The 23,174-nt window shown below is 31.9% G+C and carries 16 protein-coding genes and 1 tRNA gene; 16 read left to right on the plus strand and 1 reads right to left on the minus strand.

From position 1 onward, the window contains the following. The first annotated feature begins 95 nt into the window (after positions 1-95). Both N2251_RS11235 and N2251_RS11240 read left to right on the plus strand, forming a co-directional pair. Positions 96-1,937: a PLP-dependent aminotransferase family protein gene (locus N2251_RS11235; protein WP_260586808.1), complete on the plus strand. Its 1,842-nt coding sequence runs from the start codon at positions 96-98 to the stop codon at positions 1,935-1,937. Between the two features lie 2 nt (positions 1,938-1,939). After that, positions 1,940-2,299 (plus strand): cupin domain-containing protein, encoded by a 360-nt coding sequence (locus N2251_RS11240; protein WP_260586809.1) that lies wholly within the window; start codon positions 1,940-1,942, stop codon positions 2,297-2,299. A gap of 209 nt (positions 2,300-2,508) precedes the next feature. On the opposite strand, the gene trxB is transcribed toward N2251_RS11240, so the two are convergent. Then, positions 2,509-3,447 (minus strand): thioredoxin-disulfide reductase, encoded by a 939-nt coding sequence (gene trxB / locus N2251_RS11245; protein WP_260586810.1) that lies wholly within the window; start codon positions 3,445-3,447, stop codon positions 2,509-2,511. A gap of 175 nt (positions 3,448-3,622) precedes the next feature. Here trxB and N2251_RS11250 point away from each other — a divergent pair. The 14 genes from N2251_RS11250 to N2251_RS11315 all read left to right on the plus strand — a co-directional run bounded on the left by N2251_RS11250 (position 3,623) and on the right by N2251_RS11315 (position 23,131). Then, positions 3,623-3,697, plus strand: a tRNA-Pro gene (locus N2251_RS11250). A gap of 203 nt (positions 3,698-3,900) precedes the next feature. Then, positions 3,901-5,160, plus strand: a complete 1,260-nt coding sequence (locus N2251_RS11255) for a site-specific integrase (protein WP_068704605.1) — start codon at positions 3,901-3,903, stop codon at positions 5,158-5,160. A gap of 54 nt (positions 5,161-5,214) precedes the next feature. Then, complete coding sequence (locus N2251_RS11260) at positions 5,215-5,628, plus strand: HYC_CC_PP family protein (protein ID WP_068704607.1); 414 nt, start codon at positions 5,215-5,217, stop codon at positions 5,626-5,628. Positions 5,629-5,736: 108 nt separating this feature from the next. Continuing rightward, positions 5,737-9,444, plus strand: a complete 3,708-nt coding sequence (locus tag N2251_RS11265; RefSeq protein WP_068704609.1) for an efflux RND transporter permease subunit — start codon at positions 5,737-5,739, stop codon at positions 9,442-9,444. Then, a complete protein-coding gene (locus tag N2251_RS11270) occupies positions 9,441-10,664 on the plus strand; it encodes a TolC family protein (RefSeq protein WP_068704610.1) in 1,224 nt (407 codons plus the stop codon). The genes N2251_RS11265 and N2251_RS11270 overlap by 4 nt, the downstream gene beginning before the upstream one ends. A gap of 27 nt (positions 10,665-10,691) precedes the next feature. After that, a complete protein-coding gene (locus tag N2251_RS11275; protein ID WP_242176719.1) occupies positions 10,692-11,285 on the plus strand; it encodes a DUF3347 domain-containing protein in 594 nt (197 codons plus the stop codon). Then, positions 11,286-11,741 carry a heme-binding domain-containing protein gene (locus tag N2251_RS11280; RefSeq protein WP_068704614.1) on the plus strand — a complete coding sequence of 152 codons (456 nt, stop codon included), beginning with the start codon at positions 11,286-11,288 and terminating at the stop codon, positions 11,739-11,741. It abuts the gene before it with no gap. 73 nt (positions 11,742-11,814) lie between these two features. Then, a complete protein-coding gene (locus N2251_RS11285; protein WP_242176717.1) occupies positions 11,815-14,307 on the plus strand; it encodes a heavy metal translocating P-type ATPase in 2,493 nt (830 codons plus the stop codon). A 4-nt stretch (positions 14,308-14,311) separates the two neighbouring features. Continuing rightward, positions 14,312-16,081 (plus strand): efflux RND transporter periplasmic adaptor subunit, encoded by a 1,770-nt coding sequence (locus N2251_RS11290; RefSeq protein ID WP_260586811.1) that lies wholly within the window; start codon positions 14,312-14,314, stop codon positions 16,079-16,081. 35 nt (positions 16,082-16,116) lie between these two features. Next, positions 16,117-16,569: a heavy-metal-associated domain-containing protein gene (locus tag N2251_RS11295; protein ID WP_260586812.1), complete on the plus strand. Its 453-nt coding sequence runs from the start codon at positions 16,117-16,119 to the stop codon at positions 16,567-16,569. Positions 16,570-16,720: 151 nt separating this feature from the next. Next, positions 16,721-17,032: a DUF6660 family protein gene (locus N2251_RS11300; RefSeq protein ID WP_260586814.1), complete on the plus strand. Its 312-nt coding sequence runs from the start codon at positions 16,721-16,723 to the stop codon at positions 17,030-17,032. 137 nt (positions 17,033-17,169) lie between these two features. Continuing rightward, a complete protein-coding gene (locus N2251_RS11305; RefSeq protein WP_260586816.1) occupies positions 17,170-21,501 on the plus strand; it encodes a CusA/CzcA family heavy metal efflux RND transporter in 4,332 nt (1,443 codons plus the stop codon). Between the two features lie 7 nt (positions 21,502-21,508). Beyond that, the gene (locus tag N2251_RS11310) at positions 21,509-22,714 is read left to right on the plus strand and encodes an efflux RND transporter periplasmic adaptor subunit (protein ID WP_215968334.1); all 1,206 of its coding nucleotides are present in this window, start codon (positions 21,509-21,511) and stop codon (positions 22,712-22,714) included. A gap of 3 nt (positions 22,715-22,717) precedes the next feature. After that, positions 22,718-23,131, plus strand: a complete 414-nt coding sequence (locus tag N2251_RS11315) for a Fur family transcriptional regulator (RefSeq protein ID WP_215968335.1) — start codon at positions 22,718-22,720, stop codon at positions 23,129-23,131. Positions 23,132-23,174 lie beyond the last annotated feature (43 nt).

Below are 23,174 nucleotides of genomic sequence, written 5' to 3' on the forward strand. Positions count from 1 at the left end.
CTTAAGCAATGGAGAAAAAGTGTAACAAAATATCTAGTAACTTTTTTAAAAAAATCTAATTAACCTATCTTGCCATCTATTAAAAGGCGAATATTATGCGAGACAATAAAATGCTAAATTATATTAAAGAGGTGTTAAAAAACATGCCAACTGGTTGGTTGAGTACAACAACACATCGACTAGATATTTATGATGAAAAATTGGCTAAAACACAGTTTTTAGAACAGTTTGAAATTTTATTTACTAACAACAATTCTGAATCGATCTCATTAAATGAATTACCTACGGCGTATGATTATATTCGATTAGGACATCCATTATCTTGTGTTTTAGAATGGGGAATTGCAATCTTAAACAATTTAAAATCAGAAAATGTAATCAGTTTTGACTCTAAAACGATGCCTCTTTTAGCTATTCTAAGAAAAAATTTAATTGCCAATAAAAATACACAAATTTGTTATTCGGGTAAATTACCAACTTGTTTCGATACTGAAATAATCAGAAATATTTACGGTTATAAATTTGAGTTAAAAAAAGTTAATAACGCAAATGAGGTTTCTGAATTTAACGGAAGTACTGTTTTTGTTTCTCAACAAGAAAAAATAACAGCAAATGGTCTTAATACAAATGTTGATTTTTTCATCAATATTTATGAAAACCTTGGAAGTACTTTACTTATTAATGGTGAACAAAATAACGCTTACATTTCGGATATTCAGCATGTAAGAAGAAGGGAAACTATTGCCATGACTCCAGCTAATTCTTTGGTTGTTTTACAATCGTTCGTTGAACAAGCTGTTATTAATAATAAAAACACAGTTGACACCAACAAAACAGCGGTTTTAAACTCAATTAACACCATTACTGGCACAACCACAAAAGCACTTGTTGCTTCAAGCGGATTATCCATTCAATATGCTATTTTAATGGGATTGGTTCACGATGCTCTTGAAAAACACGAAGGAAAGAGGATTCAAATTATTGTTCCTCCAAATTGTTATGGTGGTACCAATGACCAAGCAAGGCGTGTTGCTGCCTGTATAAAAAATGTAACAGTTGTTGATTTACCTGTTGATGGGGATAACGATATGGTACAAAGTATTGAAATTGTTTTAGCTGAAGCTGCATCTCAAGATGCAATACCATATATTATTGCCGAAATACCTACCAACCCAAGAGTTGAAGTTCCTGACCTTATCAAATTAAAAGAAGTTTTAAGTAAGCAACGTACAACATCTACTGGGGCTATCGCTATAGACCCTGTTTTTATATTAGATCAAACATTTTGTCCGAATGTTCATTTTTTAGGTGAAAATGAAATTCTATCAACAGTAAGAACAATTTCTTTTGCTAGTGGATCTAAATTTCCAAGTGGCGGAAAATGTACGGCGGGTTACTGTGTAGGAAATGAAAAAACTACTACTTTAATTGATAAAATAGCAATTCATCTTACACTTTGCGATAACGAAGCTACAGCGCTTCAATATGAGATATTAGCAAAGCAATTACCATCAATGAATCAACGAATTATTGATGCTTATAAAAACACACGAGAATTTGTGAATTTTATTCAGGATGTTTTACCGGCTGCTAAAATAAATTTTGTTTCAGATGAATTAGCTAGTGAAGGATTTACACCTTCTGTTTTTTCTTTAGATCTTCCAACAAAAGGAAATAACGATGAAGAAAGAGAAATTTATAAAAGGGAATTAAACTTAAAGTTAATCAATTTAATGATTACTGAAATCCCTACTGAAAGTAAATATTGTGTAAGTTACGGACAATTAAAAGGTTGTTATTGGACGATTCCTGCTACCTCAACGCAAGGAACCACTAAAGAAGGCGATAAAGATTATATTGCAAGAGTAGCCTTATCACCAAACATGGATTTAGAATTACATCAAAAAGTTTTCTTAGATTTTGTTAAAAGTATTTAATTATGAATATAAATGAAGAATTTAAAACTATAGAAAATTATTTTTCTCCTAAAATAATATCCGAAGTTAATGATCAATATGTAAAGTTAGCGAAGATTAAAGGAGAAGATATTCCTTGGCATAATCATGAAAACGAAGATGAATTATTTTTTATTTCAGAAGGTTCTTTATTGATGGAAATTAAAAACGAACCGAGTTTTACAATGAACAAAGGAGATTTATTTGTTGTTAAAAAAGGAATAAATCATCGTGTTTCTGCAAAAAATGAATGTCATATTATCCTTATTGAAAGTAAAACAACGAAGCATACAGGTGATATAAAATCTGCTATTACAAAATCATTAGAAGATCAAAATTATTAAACATAAACATCCGTTTAAAGCTATAATAACAACATGATTCTGAATTTATCACGGAATCTTATTACAATGCTAGATCCTAATTTAGGATGAGAACCTGAAATGAATTCAGATTGACAATTCCTATTTGTTACTGATAATCATAATATTCATAAAAAAAGAGCTTACCAATTTGGTAAGCTCTTTTTTATCCTTTAATATAACTTAATTCCTTATTCTAAAGCACCTAAATAACGTTCAGCATCCAAAGCTGCCATACAACCTGAACCTGCCGCTGTAACTGCCTGACGGTATTCTTTATCTTGAATATCACCCGCTGCAAAAACTCCAGGTAAATTTGTTTTGGTTGATTTTCCTTTGGTTATTAAATACCCTACTTCATCCATATCTAAAACACCTTTAAATAAATCAGAATTTGGTTTATGTCCAATCGCTATAAAAGCTCCTGTAACAGCGATTTCTTTTTTATCTTTTGTTTGATTGTTTACAACACGAACACCTTCTACAACATCTTTCCCTAAAACCTCATCTAACTCAGTATTGTATAACACTTCGATATTTGAAGTTTTTTCAACACGGTGTTGCATAGCCTTTGAGGCTCTCATATGATCTTTACGCACTAGCATTGTAACTTTATTACAAATGTTTGCTAAATACGTTGCTTCTTCTGCAGCTGTATCTCCAGCTCCCACAACAATAACATCTTGTCCTTTATAAAAGAAACCGTCACAAGTAGCACAAGCCGAAACTCCACCACCAATTAAACGTTGTTCACTTTCTAATCCTAAATATTTAGCTGTTGCGCCTGTTGAAATAATTATTGTTTCAGCCTCTATCTCAATAGTTTCATCAACAATAACTTTATGAACCCCTCCAACCTCTGTACTTAAATCAACTTTAGTAACCATTCCAAAACGAACATCTGTTCCAAAACGTTCCGCTTGTTTTTGTAAATCATTCATCATTGCCGTTCCATCGGTTCCATCTGGGTAACCTGGGTAATTATCTACTTCAGTAGTTGTAGTTAACTGTCCTCCCATTTGCATTCCAGTATACATAACTGGTTTCATATCTGCTCTCGCGGCATATATTGCTGCTGTATATCCTGCTGGTCCTGAACCAATAATCAAACATTTAATTTTCTCTGCCATCGTTTAAGTTTTTATAGTATTACAAATGTAATTTTTTTTTATTGCTAATGTATTTTTTTGATATATATTTTGATTATTAGACGATAAACTAAAATTATCTTACGTTTTAAAAATTTCTATTATTTTTTGTTTCAGATGTATTTATTTTTTATACATTTGCACACCGATAATTATTCGGGGTGTAGCGTAGCCCGGTCATCGCGCCTCGTTTGGGACGAGGAGGTCGCAGGTTCGAATCCTGCCACCCCGACAAAATTAATAATCAATTAACATCAAAACCTTGGTAATCGTAAGATTATCGAGGTTTTATGATTTTTAAGCAATCATAAGATTTGATATTATTTGATTAAAAAAGTGACCTATTCGGTTACCATTTTATAATAGGTATATAGGTAACCGAATTATTGATTTGACTTTCGTCAGTAAACAAATGTTTAACTAAAGACGAAAGATATGAAAACTTCGACAACGTTTAGTATTCTGTTTTGGCTCAAACTATCAAAAGCTAAAAATGGAAAAGCACCTCTTTATGCACGTATAACGGTAAATGGGAAAAGAGCAGAAATTAGCCTCAAACGAAAAATTAAAATTGAATTTTGGAGCTCTGCCAAAAACAAAGTAAAAGGAACCAACCAAGAGGCTCGAATTATTAACGCATATTTGGACCAGGTATCTTCAGAGCTTCACCAATCCAAAAACGAATTAAAATCCGAAGGTAAGATTACTTCAGCTCAAACCGTTAAGGCTCGTTACCTAAAAGAAGATGAACAAAATTATTCTTTAAATGATATCATAAAATATCATAATGAAGATATGGTAGGGAAACTCAAATGGGGTACTCAAAAAAATTACTTCACAACACAAGGGTACATTGCAGATTTCATTTTTGTAAAATATAAAGTTACAGATATGTATTTAAAGCAATTGGATTATAATTTCATTTTAAAGTTTGAAAAATACTTAAGAAATTTCACACCCACAGATCACCAAAAACCAATGGGTAACAATACTGTAATGAAGCATATTGAACGCTTTAGAAAAATGATTACACTATCTTATAAACTGGAATGGATTGAAAGAGATCCGTTTATAAACTTCAAATCTAAATTTGTAAAAGTAGAAAGAGGCTATTTAACTGAAATGGAATTGAACGAAATTGAAGAAAAAGATTATTCAATTGAAAGACTACAATTAGTAAAGGATCTATTTGTTTTCGCCTGTTACACCGGCTTGAGTTATATTGATGTAATAAACTTAACAGCAAGTGATATTAATTATGGTATAGATGGCGAGTTGTGGTTAATTATGAAAAGAGAGAAAACAAACAATGCCTTACGAATTCCTATACTACCTAAAGCACTTACTTTAATTAATAAGTATAAAGAAAATCCAAAATCATTAGCAAATGCTACTGTATTTCCAAAAATGTCAAACCAAAAATTAAATGCTTATTTAAAAGAAATAGCAGATTTATGCAGAATAGAAAAGAATCTAACATTTCATCTGGCACGACATACATTTGCTACAACAGTAACTTTAAGTAATGGCGTACCTATTGAAACAGTATCTAAACTTTTAGGTCATTCTCGCATTTCAACAACACAAATTTATGCTAAAGTGATTGAACGTAAGGTAAGTGATGATATGAAAACATTAAGAGCAAAATTTGAGAAAGGTGTAAAAACAACCAAAAACCAATCAAGTTTTATTTAAAGCAAAGTTAAAATCTATTCAAATTGAATTAAATTTTATACCTTTGTTTTCAATATGAAACAAGTATTCCATAAAATAATGTCACTTTTAATGGCTTTTGTAGTGTTATTTTCTACAATGTCATTTACTGTAGATATGCACTATTGTGGAGATACTTTAATGGATACAGCTATATTCCATAAAGCAGAAACCTGTGGAATGGAAATGGAAAACCCATTAACTGATGGGTGTTCTATAACAAAAAAGAATTGTTGTAGTGATGAACAATTAGCTGTTGATGGTCAAAATGAATTACAACTTCAAGTTGATAAAATTACTTTTGAGCAGCAGGTATTTATTGCTTCTTTCGTATATACTTACATTAACCTTTTTGAAGGGTTAGATAATAACGTATCTTCTTTCGAAGAATACGAACCACCACTTGTCGTCAAGCAAATCTTCAAGATTGACGAGACTTATTTAATTTGATTTTTAAACATTAGACTGTTTTATCCTATGGCTGTATGTCATAAGGATGATTTTTTGTATTCGGTGTTTTCTTAACACCTATGTCTAACTGTTTAATAATCAAAGACAATGCTAAATAAAAGCATCAAATTTTTAATAGAAAATAAACTCGTAGCAGTATTATTACTTGTTCTCTTTATAGGCTGGGGAACGGTAAATGCACCATTTAATTGGGAAACAGGATTTTTACCAAGTAACCCTGTAGCTGTAGACGCTATTCCCGATATTGGAGAGAACCAACAAATAGTATTTACTAAATGGGATGGTCGTTCACCACAAGATATAGAAGACCAAATAACCTATCCATTAACAACATCTTTACTCGGTATTCCAGGAGTAAAAACCATTCGTAGTTCGTCTATGTTTGGCTTTTCAAGTATCTATATCATTTTTGAAGAAGATATTGAGTTTTACTGGAGTCGTAGTAGAATATTAGAAAAACTCAACTCGTTACCAAGCGGATTATTACCCGAAGGTGTTAATCCTGCTTTGGGTCCAGATGCCACAGGATTAGGGCAAATTTTTTGGTACACATTAGAAGGTCGTGATGAAAACGGAAATGTAACAGGTGGTTGGGATTTACAAGAATTACGAAGTATTCAAGACTACTATGTTAAATATGCACTATCGTCTGCAAGTGGCGTATCAGAAGTGGCATCAATTGGTGGTTATGTACAAGAATACCAAGTAGATGTTAATCCGGAATTAATGCGTCAATACAATATTGGTTTACATCATATTGTAAAAGCAGTAAAAGAAAGTAATAAAGATATTGGTGCACAAACTTTAGAAATTAATCAAGCCGAATATTTAGTTAGAGGTTTAGGTTATGTAAAATCTATTTCCGACATAGAAAATGCAGTAGTTACTTCCGAAGATTACACAGCGATTAAAATTAAAGACATAGGAAAAGTGTCTTTAGGTCCTGCAACTCGAAGAGGATTACTGGACAAGGAAGGTGCAGAAGTTGTTGGTGCTGTCGTAGTAGCGCGATATGGTGCGAATCCAATGGAAGTTATCAATAATGTTAAAGAAAAAATTAACGAATTAAGCGCAGGACTACCTTCAAAAGTATTAGCCGATGGCAGAACTTCACAAGTAACTATTGTTCCTTTTTATGACAGAACAGAACTCATTCAGGAAACTTTAGGGACACTTAATGAAGCCCTAACATTAGAAATACTAATTACTATTTTAGTTATAATCATTATGGTATTTAATCTTCGAGCTTCTGTATTGATTTCTGGCTTACTACCAGTTGCTGTATTAATGGTTTTTATAGCAATGAAACTCTTTGGTGTAGATGCTAATATTGTGGCTTTATCAGGTATCGCTATTGCTATTGGTACAATGGTAGATGTAGGTGTAATACTTTCAGAAAACATCATTAGGCATTTAGATGAAAACAAAGATAAACTGCCTATAAATAATGTGGTTTACAACGCAACAGCAGAAGTATCTGGAGCAATTGTAACAGCAGTTATGACAACCATTATAAGTTTTATTCCTGTATTTACAATGATTGGAGCTGAAGGAAAATTATTCAGACCATTAGCCTTTACTAAAACATTTGCTTTAACAGCTTCAATTATTGTAGCGTTGTTTTTAATTCCACCCTTTGCTGCATTTTTATTTAAAAAGAAAAACATTAAAACCAATTTCAAATATGTTTTAAATGGGGTTTTAATAGCATTAGGAATTATTGCCACAGTCTATGGTTATTGGTTAGGTTTAATCTTGGTAGCTTTTGGAGTTACAACACTATTAAGTGTTCAAAAAATGATAAGCGAAAAACAAGCAAATCTTATTAATATTATCATATCTGTATCTGCTATTGTGTTTTTATTAGCTGAATATTGGAGACCTTTAGGTGTAGATAAAAGCATCTTTTGGAATCTCATTTTTGTAAGTATTATTTGCTTTGGTTTATTAGGTGTTTTCTCATTATTCATAAGGTATTATACACGTATTTTAAAATGGTGTTTGAACAATAAACTAATATTCTTATCCATACCAACAGCTATTGTAATAGCAGGTTTTTTCATAATGAAAAATACAGGCAAAGAATTTATGCCATCTTTAAATGAAGGTTCTTTTTTATTAATGCCAACTTCAATGCCACATTCTGGAGTCGAAGAAAACAAACGTGTTTTACAACAGTTAGATATGGCTGTAGCAAGTATTCCAGAGATAAAAACCGTAGTTGGTAAAGCAGGTCGTACAGAATCAGCTTTAGATCCAGCGCCTTTGTCTATGTATGAAAATATTATTCAGTATAAATCAGAATATATGCTGAATAAAAACGGAGAACGTCAACGTTACAAAGTAAATAATGATGGTTTATTTGAATTAAAAGATGGACGTTTCATCGCTAATCCTAATAATACAGAAAATGTCACTTTGAGCGCTGTAGAAAGGTCGCAATTAATAGAAGATAATAATGGCGAATTTTATCGAAACTGGCGACCAGAAATAAAATCACCAAACGATATTTGGAATGACATTGTAAAAGTTACCAAGTTACCAGGCGTTACTTCTGCACCTAAACTACAACCTATTGAAACACGATTGGTAATGCTGCAAACAGGTATGCGTGCACCAATGGGAATAAAAGTTAAAGGTCAAGATTTAAAACAAATTGAAGCCTTTGGTGTACAGTTAGAAGGAATTTTAAAACAAGCTGATGGTGTAAAAGACGAAGCTGTTTTTGCAGACCGTATTGTAGGAAAACCTTATTTACTTATTGATATTGATAGGGAAAAAATTGCACGTTATGGTATATCTATACAAGATGTACAAGAGGTGCTAAAAGTAGCTGTTGGTGGTATGGTTTTAACCCAAACTGTTGAAGGTAGGGAGCGTTATGGAGTACGTGTTAGATACCCAAGAGAATTAAGAGCTAATCCAACCGATTTAAAGCAAATCTATGTGCCAGTTGAAAAAGGCAGTCCAGTACCATTAAGCGAATTGGCAACCATTAGATATGAACAAGGGCCACAAGTTATTAAGAGTGAGGATACTTTTTTAGTAGGCTATGTATTATTCGATAAAATGGATGGCTTTGCAGAAGTAAATGTTGTTGAAAATGCACAAGCTTTAATTCAGCAAAAAATAGATTCAGGCGAATTGGTAGTACCAAAAGGGGTTAATTATCAATTTACAGGAAGCTATGAAAATCAAATAAGAGCAGAAAAAACTTTATCGGTTGTAGTGCCTTTGGCATTGGCTATTATTTTCTTAATACTCTATTTTCAATTCCGTTCAGTAGGTACATCATTAATGGTATTTACTGGTATTGCAGTTGCTTTTGCAGGTGGTTTTTTAATGATCTGGTTATATGGTCAAGATTGGTTTTTAAACTTCAACTTTTTTGGCGAAAATCTGCGTGATTTATTTCAGATGCATCCAATTAATTTGAGTGTTGCTGTTTGGGTAGGCTTTATTGCACTTTTCGGAATTGCAACCGATGATGGTGTAGTTATGGCAACGTACTTAACTCAAATATTTGAAAGGAATACACCAAAAAACAAAAAGCAAATCAGAGCAGCTGTTGTTGAAGCAGGAGAAAAACGTATTAGACCGTGTTTAATGACTACTGCAACAACCATATTGGCATTATTACCAGTATTAACCTCAACAGGTCGTGGTAGTGATATTATGATTCCTATGGCAATACCAAGTTTTGGAGGTATGCTAATTGCCTTAATCACCTTATTTGTAGTACCAGTTTTATACAGCTGGAAAGCAGAAGCTCAACTAAAAAGAACATCAAAATGAAACATATAAAAACAATCTTTTTTCTTTTTTCTTTTCTCTTTGTTCTCAAAGGAAATGCACAAGAATTACAAACTTTAATCGATGAAGCTTTGGTAAACAATCCAGAGATTCAAAAATTCGAGTTACAGCACAAGAGAGTTTCAGAAAAAGTAAATGAAGTTAATACCATTCCAAATACCGAATTTGGAGTAGGTTATTTTGTAAGTGAGCCAGAAACAAGAACTGGAGCCCAACGCTTTAAAGTTTCTGCAAAACAAATGTTGCCTTGGTTTGGCTCAATAACAGCAAGAGAAAATTATGTAAGTTCTTTAGCTGAAACTAAATATGAAGATATTGTAATTGCCAAACGTAAATTAATGGTTTCGGTATCACAATCGTATTACAAGTTATATACTAATAAAGCAAAACAAAAAGTATTAACTAACAATATCGAACTCTTAAAAACTTACGAAACAATGGCTTTAACTTCTGTCGAAGTTGGCAAAGCTTCAGCAGTAGATGTGTTACGATTACAGATGCGTCAAAATGAATTACAACAATTAAAAGAAGTGTTGCAACAACAATTTTTAGCAGAACAAACAACCTTAAATAAACTTTTAAATAGAGAAAAAGAGGTTTCTATAGTTGTTGTTGATAAATTAAATATGCCTTCTGAAGATTTTGAAATCACTTTTGAAAATTTAGCATTGCATCCTGAATTATTAAAATATGATAAACTCTTTAAATCCATTGAACAATCAGAATTATTAAACCAAAAAGAAAGCAGTCCTATGATTGGTTTTGGATTAGATTATATCAATGTGGCGAAACGTCCAAATATGGACTTTAGCGATAATGGAAAAGATATTGTAATGCCAATGGTGTCTTTATCAATACCAATATTTAATAAAAAATATAAATCGAAAACAAAGCAAAACGAGTTACAACAGCAGGAAATTACTGCACAAAAACAAGAACGCTTAAATACTTTGGAAACGCTTTTAGATAAAGCAATAAAAGAAAGAGTGTCTGCAAGAATAAGTTATAAAACTCAAACCAAAAATTTGAAGCAAGCTAATGATGCAGAGCAAATATTAATCAAAAGTTACGAAACAGGAACAATTGATTTTAATGATGTTTTAGACATTCAAGAACTGCAATTAAAGTTTCAAATGAATCAAATAGAATCGATTAAAACTTATTATTTACAAACCACAATCATCAATTATTTAAGCAACTAAAAACAAGTATAATTTAAAACAATAAAAATGAAATATTTAAAAACAATAGTAGCAATTTTAGTAATCTCTTTAATAAATCTTACAATAATTTCTTGTAAAGATGCAAAAAAGGAGAATACTCAAGACAGCATAGTTCATTCAGAAATGAACCATAACAAAATGGATAAATCCAATAATATGATGGATGATAATTCACAAAATTCAGGTGTTCAAAAAGTGTTAGCAGACTATATGATACTTAAAGATGCTTTAGTAGAAACCGACAAAAACAAAGCTGCTAAAGCTGGCGATAAATTGAACAATAGTTTGAGCAAATTTGAAATAAATGGTTTTACTGTTGAACAGCAAAAAGAACTTAAAGATATTATTACAGATGCCAAAGAACACGCAGAACATATTGGTAGAAGTGAAATAGATCACCAAAGAGAACATTTTAAAACATTGAGTAAGGATATTATGGATATGGTTGCAATTACCGGTACTAAAAATACTTTATATCAACAATTTTGTCCAATGTATGATGGTGGCAGCGCTTGGTTAAGTTTGAACAAGGAAATTAAAAATCCTTATTACGGTAGTAAAATGCTGAAATGTGGTAAAGTGCAAAAAGAGATTAACTAAATGAAAATTGTAAAAATCATAGCATTGGTTTTAGTGGTGTGTTTTGTAGGCATACAGTTTATGCCTACAGAACTAAACCAAAGTAATATCGTACCAAAAACAGATTTTTTATTGGTAAATAATACACCTAAAAATATCAATACATTATTGCAAACGTCCTGTTATGATTGTCACAGTAATAATACAAGCTATCCTTGGTATAATAAAATTCAACCCATTGCTTGGTTTCTCGAAAACCATATTGCCGATGGAAAAGAAGAGCTGAATTTTAATAACTGGGACACGTATTCAACCAGAAGAAAGAATAGCAAATTAAAGTCAATTATTAATCAGATTAAGAACAATGAAATGCCACTTTCATCTTACACCTTAATTCATAAAAACGCAAAATTATCAACATCTGAAAAGACATTGGTTATTGATTATATAAAGAAACTAAAAGGCAATTTAAAATAAAGCCCTGATGTGGGAAGGAAATACTAATTAATTGGTTAATAGCCCTTCCCTTGTCAGGCACAAAAATAAAATAATGAAACACACATATCATATACACGGAATGACTTGCAACGGTTGTCGCAGTCACGTAGAAGAAACACTTTCAAAAGTTGATGATGTTTCAAACGTAAAAGTCAATTTAGAAAAATCAGAAGCTATTATTGAAATGCAATCACATATTTCAATTGAAATATTTCAAAAAGCATTAAAAGAGGATGGTGGTCGATATAGTATTCATAAACAAGGTAAACACCAACCTAATAAAGAAAAAAAGCAGGAACAACCTAAAGGCAAAGGAACAGGTACATTTTATTGTCCTATGCACTGCGAAGAAGACAAAACATATAATAAAGCAGGTGATTGTCCTGTTTGTGGAATGGACTTGGTGGAAGAAAGAAGTTTAACTACAACAAGTAGCCAATTTACGTGTCCAATGCACCCAGAAATAATTAAAGACGAAGCAGGTTCTTGTCCTGTTTGTGGGATGGATTTAGTGCCATTAGAAGCGGATATTTCAGAAGAAGACAAAACCTATAAAAAATTGTTGAAAAAGTTTTGGATAGCTGTAATTTTTACTGTGCCAATATTTTTAATAGCAATGTCAGAAGCATTAGATAATAATCCTTTATATAATGTTTTAGAACAAAAACAATGGAACTGGATTCAGTTTGCATTATCAATCCCTGTAGTGTTTTATGCAACTTGGATGTTCTTTAAACGTGCTTACACATCAATAAAAACAATGAACCTGAATATGTTTACTTTAATTGGTATTGGTTCGGGTATCGCGTGGTTATTTAGTGTATTTGCAATGGTATTTCCAGATGTATTTCCACAAGATTTTAAAACAGCCGATGGTAATGTATTTGTTTATTTTGAAGCTACAACGGTAATTTTAACATTAGTATTATTAGGTCAATTATTAGAAGCAAGAGCACATAGTCAAACAAGTGGCGCAATAAAAGAATTACTAAAATTAGTGCCTTCAACAGCAACATTGGTTACTAATGGAGAAGATAAAGTTATTGCAATCGATAAAATTGAAAAAGACAATTTATTACGAGTTAAGCCTGGAGAAAAAATTCCAGTAGATGGTAGTATTGTAGAAGGTCATAGTAGCATTGATGAATCTATGATTACTGGAGAACCAATTCCTGTAGATAAGAGCATAGACGATAAAGTAAGTTCTGGCACAATTAACGGTACAAAGTCATTTATTATGAAAGCTGAAAAGGTAGGTTCCGAAACCTTACTTTCTCAAATTATTCATATGGTAAATAATGCAAGTCGTTCAAAAGCACCTATTCAAAAATTAGCAGATAGAATATCTAAATACTTTGTTCCAATTGTATTAGTTGTTGCAGTAATAACATTTATAGTTTGGGCTATTTTTGGTCCAGAACCTGCTTATGTTTTTGCCTTTGTAAATGCAATTGCTGTATTAATTATTGCTTGTCCTTGTGCATTAGGTTTGGCAACACCAATGTCTGTTATGGTTGGTGTTGGTAGAGGTGCGCAATCTGGTGTGTTAATTAAAAATGCTGAAGCATTAGAAAAAATGAATAAGGTAGATACGCTTATTGTAGATAAAACAGGTACGATTACTGAAGGAAAACCATCAGTTGAAAAAGTAATCTCAATTAATAATTTAAAAGAAGAAAAACTACTTCATTTCATTGCTTCCTTAAATCAATATAGCGAACATCCTTTAGCAGAAGCTATTGTAAACTATGGTAAATCTAAAAATACTGCAATTACAAAAGTAAACGATTTTCAAGCTGTAGCAGGAAAAGGTGTTATAGGTACTATTGAAAACAAAAAAGTTGCTTTAGGTAATGCAAAGTTATTAGAGCAGTTTGCCATAACTATTTCTAAAAATTTAGAAACTAATGTGGTTGCAGAACAAGAACAAGGTAAAACAGTATCGTATATAGCAGTAGATAATGAAGCTGTTGGATATGTAACTATTTTCGATGCCATTAAAACCACAAGTCAAAATGCTATTAAACAACTACAAGATAATGGTGTTGAGGTAATAATGCTCACTGGTGATAATAAAAACACTGCAAAATCGGTAGCAGAACAATTAAACCTTAAACACTATAAAGCAGAATGTCTTCCAGAAGATAAATTGAATGAAATTGATAAACTTCAACAAAAAGGAAGTGTTGTAGCAATGGCAGGTGATGGTATTAACGATGCGCCAGCTTTAGCACAATCAGATGTTGGTATTGCAATGGGTACAGGTACAGATGTAGCTATTGAAAGCGCTTCAATTACGTTAGTAAAAGGAGATTTACAAGGTATTGTAAAAGCTAAAAAATTAAGTCACGCTGTTGTTAAAAACATAAAGCAGAATCTCTTTTTTGCTTTTATATACAATGTATTGGGTGTGCCCATTGCAGCAGGTGTTTTATACCCAATATTCGGGTTATTACTCTCACCAATGATTGCAGCTTTAGCAATGAGTTTTAGTTCAGTATCAGTAATTGCAAACGCATTAAGATTAAGAAATATTAAAATATAGAAAAATGAAAAAATATATAGTTTACATAGTAATATTAGCAGTTGGCTTATTATTAGGTTGGTTGTTATTCGGTAGTTCATCAAACAAAGAAACTGAACATAATCACGATGAAATAGCAGAAACCAATCAAAAATGGACTTGCTCAATGCACCCACAAATTATGCAACCAGAACCTGGTGATTGCCCTATTTGTGGTATGGATTTAATTCCTGCCGAAGCTGGAGCAGATGGTTTAGCAGCAGACCAATTCAAATTAACAAAAAATGCAATGGCGTTGGCCAACATTCAAACATCAATTGTAGGTAGTAGTAAAGCAGACGATAACGGTATTAAACTATCAGGTAAAATTGTTGCCAATGAAAAAGCAAATGCTGTGCAAGTCAGTTATTTCTCTGGAAGAATTGAACGCTTAAATGTCAGTTTTACTGGAGAAAAAGTAAACAAAGGGCAATTATTAGCAACCATTTATTCACCAGAATTATATGCAGCACAACAAGAATTAATTACAGCAGCTTCATTAAAGGAATCACAACCGGCATTATATAAAGCAGTTCGTAATAAATTAAAATTATGGAAACTTTCTGAAAAGCAAATCAATAAAATAGAACAAACAGGAAAAATAAAAGAAAATTTTCCTGTCTACGCAACTATCTCTGGTACTGTAACAGAAAAATTAGTAGAGCAAGGCGATTATATAAAACAAGGGCAACCTCTATTAAAAATTGCAAACTTAAATTCAGTTTGGGGAAACTTTGATGTGTACGAAAACCAAATAGACTTATTTAAAAAAGGGCAAGAAATAAACGTAACAACAAATACTTATCCTAATAAAAAATTTAAAGGTAAAGTAGATTTTATTGATCCTATTTTAGATAACAGAACTCGTACTGTTAAATTAAGAGTAGTGCTTAATAATAAAGACGAAGTATTTAAACCAGGAATGTTTATTGAAGGGAAAATTAAAGAGGTAACCTCTAATAAAGAAAAATCATTATTCGTGCCTTCATCTGCCATTTTATGGACAGGTGAACGCTCTGTAGTATATATAAAAACCAATCCAGACCAACCAGTTTTTGAAATGCGTCAAATAACTTTAGGTAATCAAATAGGTAGTAATTACAAAGTATTAAAAGGGTTAAAAAATGGTGATGAAATTGTAACCAACGGAACTTTTACAGTTGATGCAGCAGCACAATTACAAGGAAAAAAATCTATGATGAATAAAGATGGAGGAAAAGTAATGACTGGTCACGAAGGACATTTAGGTATGGATAGTAATTCATCAAAAAATAATACAGACCATACCAATATGAATGAACGGTTGGAAGTATCAAAAGCATTTCAGAAACAATTAAAAAAAGTATTTGAAAGCTATATTAATTTAAAGGATGCGTTTGTTAAAGATAACTCAAGTAAAACATCAGAAAATGCAAATAGTTTACTTGATAATTTGAATAATGTGGATATGAAATTAGTTAAAGATGAAGCTCATAATCATTGGATGTCATTAGTAAAAGAAATTAAATCTTCAACAATTGCTATTTCTAAAGCAGCAAATATAAAAGAGCAAAGAAATCATTTTAAACATTTGTCTTCGCATTTTATTAAAGCTGTGCAACTATTTGGTATCAATGAAAAGGTATATGTAGAGTTTTGTCCAATGGCAGATAGTAATAAAGGTGCCTATTGGTTAAGCAAAGAAGAAAAAGTAATCAATCCATATTTTGGCGAAGCAATGCTAACCTGTGGAGAGGTAAAACAAGTTATAGAATAATTAAATACAAATAATAACAATTAAATTTTAAAACAATGAACTTTTCAAAGAAAAATCACGAACACAAAAACAACAATGTAATCGACGTGAGTAAAAAAGTAATTTTAAGTATAGCTGTTATAGCAGCTTTAGGTGTAACAAGTTGTAATAGTCAAACAAAAAAAGAAACAAAAACAACCACTACACAAATGTCAAAAGATATGGCTATGACAGACTTGTCTTTTGGTGTAAGAGGTAATTGTGGTATGTGTAAAAAAACCATTGAAAAAGCAGTAAATGCTGTTGAAGGTGTTGCAAGTGCTAATTGGAATGTAGATAAAAAGAAAATCGATGTCTCTTTTGATGATACCAAAACCAATGTAATGGCAATTCATAAAGCAATAGCAGCTTCTGGTTATGATACTGAAAAAGTAGCAGGAAGCGAAGAAGCTTATAAAAATTTACCTGGTTGTTGTCAATACGACCACGAAATGAAAATGAATCAATAAATAAGTATGATTTTTTAATGTAATTTATAGCAAAAGGAAAATTAAGGTTTTTTCTTTTGCTATAAAATATAACTAACCAAACACCTTTTAATTATTGTAAAGCCTATTATTTGCACAACCATTGCATTAAATAATTTATATATTTGCTACAATGAAATTTTTAGCATTCATATTATCAATTTATATTTTCGCACTCAATCTAGCACCTTGTGCTGATTTTGATGTGTCTGATAATGATGTTAAAACTGAAATTTCACAAGCTATGGATAATGACCATCAGCACCAAGATTCAGATTTATGCTCGCCTTTTTGTATATGCCAATGTTGTCATATTAATGCTACATATTTTCAATTTTCTTACACTAAATATGAAATAAGATTTATTTCTACCCAAGATTTTTTCTACCAGAATGGAATAGAAAAAGATTTTACGACTTCCATTTTACAACCACCTCGAGTATAATTCAGTTTTCATAGGATAGCTATATCCTTTTTTGATGTTTTCGTTTTCGAGTAGCATAGCTACGAGAAGTTCATATTGAACGAAATCGAATTACGAACACACTTTTATATTTTTTAACTGAATTAATACATTTTAATATGATTAATAAAATCATTGATTTTTCAATCAATAATAAATTCATTATTGGGTTGCTAACGCTTACCATTATTGGAGCAGGTATTTGGAGTATGACCAAAGTACCAATAGATGCTGTTCCAGACATTACCAACAACCAAGTGCAAGTAATTACACAAGCACCAAATTTAGGAACAGAAGACATTGAACAATTTGTTACTTATCCTGTGGAAGTGGCAATGAGTAATCTTCCAGATGTAACAGAAATTCGTTCTATTTCTCGTTTCGGTTTATCTGTAGTGACCATAGTTTTTAATGATGATATGGGAACATATCTACCACGTCAATTAGTATCAGAAAAACTAAACGAGATCAAAGAACAAATACCAAGTGGCTTTGGAGAGCCTACAATGGGACCTATATCTTCAGGATTAGGTGAAATTTATCAATACACACTAAAAGTAAAGCCAGAGTATAAAGACAAATATTCTGTAACAGATTTACGAACAATGCAAGATTGGATTGTTCAACGTCAAATGGCTATGGTAGAAGGTGTTGTTGAGGTTAACGCCATTGGTGGTAAAATTAAACAGTATGAAGTTGCTGTTGATCCTAGCGAACTAAAAGCTATAGGAATTACAATTACAGATGTTTTTGAAGCTCTTGAGGCAAACAATCAAAATACAGGTGGCGCATATATAGAAAAAAATCATCAAGCTAATTTTATTCGTGGTGAAGGCTTGGTGCGTAGTATAGAAGATATTAAAAAGATTACGGTTAAAAACATAAATAACATTCCTATTACTGTAGGCGATATTGCTACGGTGCAATTTGGTGCTGCTATTCGCTATGGTGCATTAACACAAGATGGTGAAGGCGAAGTTGTTGGTGGTTTGGTAATGATGCTAAAAGGTGCTAATTCAAATGATGTTATCGAAAATGTCAAGCAAAGAATGGCTCAAATTGAAAAGTCATTACCAGAAGGTGTAATCATCGAACCTTTGTTAGACCGAAGTAAGTTAATAGCAGAAACAACCTCAACGGTTGCAACCAATTTAATTGAAGGCGCTTTAATAGTCATTTTTGTTCTTATTTTCTTATTAGGTAATTGGAGAGGCGGTTTAATAGTAGCTTCAACAATTCCATTATCCTTATTATTTGCATTTATTTTAATGAATATTTTTGACGTTTGGGCTAATTTAATGAGTTTAGGAGCAATCGATTTCGGAATTATCGTTGATGGTGCTGTAATTATTGTAGAAAGTACCGTTTTCCTTATTGCTTCACAAGTCTTAAAAAAGAAAAAACTAACGTCTAAAGAACGTGATAATGTTGCAGCAAATGCTTCTAAAAAAATGATGAATGCTGCCTTTTTTGGGCAACTTATTATTTTAATTGTCTTCCTGCCAATTTTAGCTTTGGAAGGTATTGAAGGGAAAATGTTCAAGCCAATGGCATTGACTTTTATTTTTGCTATGATTGGTGCAATGGTGCTTTGTTTAACTTATGTACCAATGATGTCTGCACTTATGTTAAGAGCGCCAAAAACAGACAAAAAATCCTATGGCGATAAGTTTGTGCATTGGGTAGAACGTAAATACCAACCTTTATTAGAAAAAGCCTTGCAAAAAGGAAAACTAATAGTAGGTATTGCAGTTGTTTTATTCGGAATAACAATTTTTATGTTTACCAGAATGGGTGGCGAATTTATTCCACAGCTCGATGAAGGTGATATAGCGTTTCACGCTATTTTAAAACCAGGTAGTTCACTTACCGAAACCATCGAAACAACTACTAAAATCGAGCAAATTGTAAAAGCAAAATTCCCAGAAGTTGAAAAAATTGTAAGTCGAATTGGTGTTGCTGAAATTCCAACAGACCCAATGCCAATGGATATTGCTGATGTATTTGTAATTCTGAAACCAAAAAGCGAATGGACAACGGTTGCAACCAAAGATCAACTCATTGAAGAAATGAAGGAAGCAGTAGAAATGATTCCTGGTGTAAATTATGAATTTACTCAACCCATTGAAATGCGTTTTAACGAACTACTCGAAGGTGTTAGAGAAGACATAGCTATTAAACTTTATGGAGAAGATATAAATGTATTGTCTCAAAAAGCAGAAGAAATATCTAAAATAATTGCAGGTACAGAAGGTATTGGTGATATGAAAGCGGAAGCTACTACAGGTTTACCCCAAATGACAATTACCTATAACAGAGGTAAATTGGCACAATACGGACTTCAAATAAATACCTTAAACCAAATTGTACAATCTGCATTTGCAGGAGGTACAGCAGGTGTTATTTTTGAAGGTGAAAAACGATTTGATTTAGTGGTAAGATTAAGTTCTCATAATCGTAAGGATATAACGGATGTTCAAAATTTGTTTATCAACTTACCTTCTGGCGCACAAATCCCATTGCGCGAAGTAGCAGATGTAAGTTACAAAGCGGGACCAATGCAAATAAGTAGAGATAATACAAACAGAAGAACTTATGTAGGTATCAATGTAAGAGGTCGTGATGTAAAATCGTTAGTAGCAGAAATCAAATCAAAATTAGATGCAAATCTTCAATTGCCTTCAGGTTATTTTATTCGATATGGTGGTGCTTTCGAAAATTTAGAACGTGCCAGTAATCGTTTGCAAACTGTAGTACCAATAGCATTGCTACTTATTTTTGTATTAATATTTTTTGCGCTAAAATCACTACCACAAACTTTAATGATTTACATAGCTATCCCAATGGCAACCATTGGTGGCGTTGTAGCCTTGTGGCTTCGTGATATGCCTTTTAGTATTTCAGCAGGTGTAGGTTTTATTGTCCTTTTTGGTGTTGCAGTTTTAAATGGTTTAGTAATGATTAGCGGATTAAATGAACTTAAAGAAGAAGGCGTTACCAATTTAAAAGATAGAATTATTGAAGGTACAAAACGAAGAATAAGACCTATTATGCTTACAGCTTTTACTGATGTATTAGGCTTTTTGCCAATGGCTATCTCTGCATCGGCAGGTGCAGAAGTACAACGTCCTTTAGCAACGGTAGTTATTGGTGGTCTGTTAACTTCTACATTATTAACCTTGTTTGTGCTTCCTATTTTATACCATTGGGTAGAGAACAAGTCTTTTAAATTTAAAGCAAACAAAAAATTTGCAACTGCAACAGCTATTATAGTTTTTATGTTTTTGTTTCCAATAACAGGAAATGCACAACAAGTTAGCGACTCTTTGCCTATTGTTTCATTACAAGAAGCTATAAAAATGTCAAAAGAGAACTATCCTAGTTTAAAACAAAGACAGTTAGAAATTGATAAACAGCAACAATTAAAAGGGACTGCTTTCGATTTTGGCTCAACTCAAATTTTTACAGGTGGTGAGGAAATTAAAGATGGTTCAGGTATTTACACAACTATTGGTGTTGGCCAATCAAATATAGATGTGTTTGGTATTGCACCAAAGCAAAAATTATTAGAACAACGTATTCAATTAGCGCAAAAGGCGTATCAACTTTCAGAATTGGAGTTAGAATTAGAGGTGAAAAAAGCCTGGTCTAATGCCTTTAAAAGTAAACGGAATTATAATCTGTATAAAGAATTGAATGCTATTTACACCAATTTTAAAAAAGCTGTTGAGTTAAATTATGAAGTAGAAGCTATATCAAAATTAGAATATTCAGCAGCTAAAAATCAAGCTTTACAAATTAAAAATAAAACAAAGCAAGCTTATAGCGAATACCTCATTGCTTTACAGCAATTAAATTTATGGTTAGTTTCTGAAAAAATCTATACAGTTCCAAACGAGTTTAAAACCCTTAACAACATAGATTTAACAGCCTTTAGTGCAGAAGCTCATCCTTTGTATGGTGTTTCTCAACTTAAAATAGCAGAAGCAGAAGCAAATTACAAAGCTGCTAAAGCCGAGAATTTACCAAAGTTTAACCTTCAAGGTGGTTTACAAAAAGTAAACGGTAGTTCAGGCTATTATACTTATCAAGCCGGTATTTCTATACCATTTCTTTCTGGTACAACAAGAAAACAAATTAGAACTGCAAAATTCAATAAAGAAATTGCAGAAGTAAATATGTTATTTAAACAAAAGGAAGTGCAATCTAAATTTAATCAAGCAAAAGAAAATTACCAAAAATGGAAAACGTCTTGGCTATTTTATAAAGATGAAGTATTACCACTTATTAAAGAACAGAAAACTGGCGCTTTATTTGCTTATAAAGAAGGCGAAATTGATTATTCTGCCTTTACGCAACTTATAAATCAAGCCATTCAATCAGAGTTAGAAGCTCAAACAGCATTGGTAAACTATTTACAAAGCATTTTTGAATTACAATATTTTAAATAATAACACTATGAAAAACAGATCATATAATATCCTAATAATAGTAATGTTGACCTTTTTAATAACTGCCTGTGGCAATAAAGAAAAACACAACGAAGAAGATGGGCATTCTCATAATAAAGAAACCAAAATTGAAACTAATGAAGGGCATAGCGAAAACGAAGAAGTGATGCTATCAGCACAACAATTTGAAGCCTTAAAAATGAAAATTGACACCATTGCGTTGCGAAATATGAGTGGTTATGTTGAAGCCAATGGAACGTTAGAAGTACCACCACAAAATGAAGCAGCAATAACTTCCGTAATTGGAGCTAATGTAGTTTCCATTAAAGTAATTGAAGGAGATAAAGTAAACAAAGGTCAGGTTGTTGCTTATTTATCACATCCTAATATCATTCAAATGCAAACCAATTATCTCAATGCGTATAGCAATAGCAATTTTTTAAAGAAAAATTATGAACGTCAACAAAAATTATATAATGCTGGCGTAGGCTCTGGTGCAAATTTTCAAAAAGCAGAAGCAGAATACGAAGCGTCAAAGGCTATGGTTAATGGAATGGCAGCTCAACTACAATTACTAAATATCAGTACAACATCGGTTCGTAATGGCACAATAGCTCAACAAGTAGCATTGCGTAGCCCAATTGAAGGGTTTGTTCAAAAGGTAGAAGTAAAAACTGGTCAGTATGTTGAACCTCAATCAGAACTCTTTGAAATAGTAAATACACATCACGTCCACGCAGATTTAATGGTCTTCGAAAAAGATGTTTATAAAGTAAAAAAAGGTCAAAAAGTAACCTTTAATGTTCAATCTACTCAAAATGAAGAATTAATTGCAGAAATCTATTCGGTAAGCAAAACATTCGAAGATAACCCTAAAGCAGTACACGTTCACGCAGAAATTGAAAATAAAAAAGGTAATTTAATTCCAGGAATGTATATCCAAGGTAAAATTCAAGTTGAAAATACAAAAACAAGAGCATTACCAGAAAGTGCCATTATAAAAGAAGGCGATACCTATTTTGTGTTTTCTGTAGAAAAGGAAAATGAAGATTGGAGTTTCAAACCAGTCGAAGTCATTTTAGGAGCTAAAGATGGTAATTGGATAGCTGTAGAGTTTACTAAAGAAATCGAAACGAGTACAAAATTCGCTTATAATAATGCCTACTACCTTATTGCAGAAATGAAAAAAGGTGAAGCAGAACACGAACATTAAATTATGCAAACTATAGAACAATTATTAGAGTCAAAAGAGATACGTGTTACAGCAATGCGATTACTTATATATAAGTTTCTTGCACAAAAACAAATAGCAGTTACATTAAGCGATATTGAAAATGCTTTTGAAAAAGCAGATAGAACCACCTTATACAGAACAGTTAAAACATTTGAAGAAAAAGCAATTGTTCATCAAATAGACGACGGTACAGGTATTACTAAATATGCCCTTTGTGAGCAAGGATGCAGTTGTGAAATTGAAACCGATTTACATTTACACTTTCATTGTAATAATTGTAACGAAACTATATGTTTAACAGAACATAAAATACCTCAAATAAAAGTGCCTGATGGTTTTGTTTCTGAAAACGTCAACTTGGTTGTAAAAGGTATTTGTGATAAATGTAGTAGCTAACAATGCACTTCCATTGCAGTCAATTTTAAAGCATCTTTGAATT

Origin of the sequence: Tenacibaculum haliotis (assembly GCF_025215075.1) — a bacterium.
Lineage (GTDB): Bacteria > Bacteroidota > Bacteroidia > Flavobacteriales > Flavobacteriaceae > Polaribacter > Polaribacter haliotis_B.